Here is a 2,802-nt window from a genome sequence, read left to right on the forward strand (position 1 = left end):
GCCTGTGGAGAGGAAGGCTCTGGCCAATGTCTTGTGACTTTGGTGAAACCAGCCTCGAAGAAGCAGGAAATCAACAGTAGATGTAATCAGAAATGAGAATATTTACGTAAGTTTGATAGAACGGTGTGCATATTACAGTATGCAAACGAGTTTATTTCACAATTTCGTTTCTTAAGAGTAATTGATTTTTACATTACTTTTATATATATTAGATAATTATATAGTAAGAGGAATTTTTTTATGTCTTCATTAACAGTTACAGCAAAAGGACAAATTACGCTGAAGCGGGATTTACTCCAGCACCTTGGTGTTAAACCAGGAGAGAAGATTGACTTTGATAAACTACCAGGTGGTGAACTTCGTATAAAAGCGTCACAACCCACAAGCACTATTGAGAGCTTTATTGGACGATTTTCTGGAAAACTAAAAAAACCTCTAACCATTGAAGAAATGAACGAAATTACAGCTTCTAGTTGGGCTGGAAAAAAATGAAGATTTCTGTAGACACAAATGTTCTAGCTCGTGCTGTTTTACAAGATGATAAAAAGCAAGGGGAGGTAGCAAGTAAGATTTTAAGAGAAGCTTCTCTCATAGCTATTTCTCTACCTTGTCTATGCGAACTTGTTTGGATACTTCGCCGAGGTGCAAAACTATCAAAAGAAGATGTAGCTGGAATGTTACGCGATCTGCTAGCAACCAGTAATATAGTAATGAATAGACCAGCTGTTGAAGCAGGGCTTGCTATTCTAGAGGCTGGTGGTGATTTTGCTGATGGAATTATATTTTATGAGGGAAATTGGCTAGGTGGTGAGACGTTTGTTTCGTTTGATAAATTAGCAATAGACCTATTAAAGAAAAACGGACAGTTAGTAAAACTCCTTACTTAATGAGTGAGCTAATACCTATAAAAGAATAAGCTATAGATATGGATTTTCCAACACCAACTTTTGTTGAACACATAGTAATTACAGGTGTTAATATATTCCTTATTTAGTGAATAAACAATAAATAAATAACATTTATTTATTGCGTATTTTGTACGTAAATAATAAACATACTTCAATGCATCACGTCATGGAAAAGAACTATCAACTTGGCGCAGTTTATCTTAATTTTCCAATGTTCTTGCATAGTAATTAATTGCTTAGTTTTTGTACGCTTGATATCTTTACGTTTAATAAATAAGCGCAAGGTATTCACACTAACGCCTAACGTCTTGGCAATACGGCTCTGTGATAAATAAACATTAACAAATGTAATAAATTCTTATTGTAATCCGGTATAATCGGGTATATAATCCGGTATGCAAACAGATACACTCAAAATCACACAAGAATTGTTAGCTCTCATTACTGAGATTGATGAATTCAAAGGTGCGTGGCGCGCTTTTGGAACTCTTGCTCCAGAACGTTTGAATGCTCTGCGCCATATTGCGACTGTTGAAAGTATTGGATCTTCTACGCGTATTGAAGGAAATAAATTAACAGACCGTGAGATTGAAAAGCTTTTATTAAACTTAGAAGTTAAAAGTTTTAAAAGCCGTGATGAACAGGAAGTTATTGGTTATGCAAAAGTTATGGAAATAATCTTTCAATCTTGGAAAGATATTCCTATTACAGAAAATCATATTAAACAACTGCACCGTGATCTTTTATATGAGAGCGATAAAGATGAACGTCATAGAGGAGAATATAAAACATTACGTAATGATGTAGCAGCATTCAATTCTGAAGGGAAAATGGTTGGCATTGTTTTTGAAACAGCAACACCATTTGATACACCATACCGAATGCAAGAACTTATTAGTTGGTTTAATAAAACCAATGAATTAAACAACCTTCATCCTTTACTTATGATCGCTATTTTTAATGTCACTTTCTTAGCTATTCATCCTTTCCAAGATGGAAATGGACGTTTAAGTCGTATCTTAACAACCTTGCTTTTGTTACAAAAAGGTTATGTTTACGTACCATATTCGTCACTTGAAAGCATCATTGAGAATAATAAAGAAAATTACTATTTAGCTTTGAATCAAACGCAAAAGACAATTTATACGAAAACACCAAATTGGGAACCTTGGATACTGTTTTTTTTACGTGCTCTACAAAAACAAAAACGCCAATTAGAAATGAAAATAGAAAATGAAAAAAATGCTCTTTTGAATTTGTCTGAATTGGCTCTTAATATTATTGACTATGTTCGTGATCATGGGCGTGTTACAACCCGCGATATGGTCCGTGAAATTGGAGCAAGCCCCAATACACTTAAAGCAACCTTTACATCATTAGTTGAAAAAGGTCTTTTGATACGTCATGGAGGAGGGCGATCAACTTGGTATAGCTTATCTTAATTCTCCTATGTTTTTGGCATAGTGATAATTGGCTTAGTTTTTGTAGGTTTGATATTTTTGCGTTCAATAAATAAGCGCAAGGTATTCACACTAACTCCTAATGTCTTAGCAATACGGCTTTTTGATAAACCAACATTTGTAAATGCTTGAATTTCATCAATGTGATTGTCCAGTTTTAATTGCGTAGCAATACTTCCTTTTGGCCGTCCAAGTTTTATTCCTCGTTGACGTGCAACATTTAAAGCTTCTTTTGTGCGCTCTTTAATTAAATGTCTTTCAATTTGCGCTACCATACCTAAAATGGTTGCTATGATATCGCTCTGTAAACTCCGTTCTATCAAACTTACGTAAATATTCTCATTTCTGATTACATCTACTGTTGATTTCCTGCTTCTTCGAGGCTGGTTTCACCAAAGTCACAAGACATTGGCCAGAGCCTTCCTCTCCACAGG

3 protein-coding genes and 2 pseudogenes are annotated in these 2,802 nt (G+C 34.8%); 3 read left to right on the forward strand and 2 right to left on the reverse strand.

Annotation, left to right across the window (positions count from 1 at the left end; all coding sequences use genetic code 11):
- Window positions 1–240 precede the first annotated feature (240 nt).
- Together ABD915_RS09215 and ABD915_RS09220 are read left to right on the forward strand one after the other, a co-directional pair.
- Window positions 241–492 carry an AbrB/MazE/SpoVT family DNA-binding domain-containing protein gene (locus tag ABD915_RS09215; RefSeq protein WP_004857201.1) on the forward strand — a complete coding sequence of 84 codons (252 nt, stop codon included), beginning with the start codon at window positions 241–243 and terminating at the stop codon, window positions 490–492.
- Window positions 489–887, forward strand: a complete 399-nt coding sequence (locus ABD915_RS09220) for a type II toxin-antitoxin system VapC family toxin (protein ID WP_345117598.1) — start codon at window positions 489–491, stop codon at window positions 885–887. The genes ABD915_RS09215 and ABD915_RS09220 overlap by 4 nt, the downstream gene beginning before the upstream one ends.
- 221 nt (window positions 888–1,108) lie before the next feature.
- Here the strand turns inward: ABD915_RS09220 and ABD915_RS09225 are convergent.
- A pseudogene (locus tag ABD915_RS09225) lies at window positions 1,109–1,266 on the reverse strand (recombinase family protein); the annotation flags it as partial.
- Between the two features lie 37 nt (window positions 1,267–1,303).
- Between ABD915_RS09225 and ABD915_RS09230 the strand changes: the two are divergent.
- A complete protein-coding gene (locus ABD915_RS09230; RefSeq protein WP_345117600.1) occupies window positions 1,304–2,350 on the forward strand; it encodes a Fic family protein in 1,047 nt (348 codons plus the stop codon).
- Window positions 2,351–2,355: 5 nt separating this feature from the next.
- On the opposite strand, the pseudogene ABD915_RS09235 reads toward ABD915_RS09230, so the two are convergent.
- Window positions 2,356–2,691 (reverse strand): annotated as a pseudogene (locus ABD915_RS09235) (recombinase family protein); the annotation flags it as partial.
- Window positions 2,692–2,802 lie beyond the last annotated feature (111 nt).

The organism is Bartonella jaculi (assembly GCF_039543045.1).
Taxonomy (GTDB): domain Bacteria; phylum Pseudomonadota; class Alphaproteobacteria; order Rhizobiales; family Rhizobiaceae; genus Bartonella; species Bartonella jaculi.

Excerpts from the sequence above, each read along its gene's own strand:
- ABD915_RS09215 (WP_004857201.1), top strand. The coding sequence starts at position 241 with ATGTCTTCATTAACAGTTACAGCAAAAGGACAAATTACGCTGAAGCGG.
- ABD915_RS09220 (WP_345117598.1), top strand. The coding sequence starts at position 489 with ATGAAGATTTCTGTAGACACAAATGTTCTAGCTCGTGCTGTTTTACAA.
- ABD915_RS09230 (WP_345117600.1), top strand. The coding sequence starts at position 1,304 with ATGCAAACAGATACACTCAAAATCACACAAGAATTGTTAGCTCTCATT.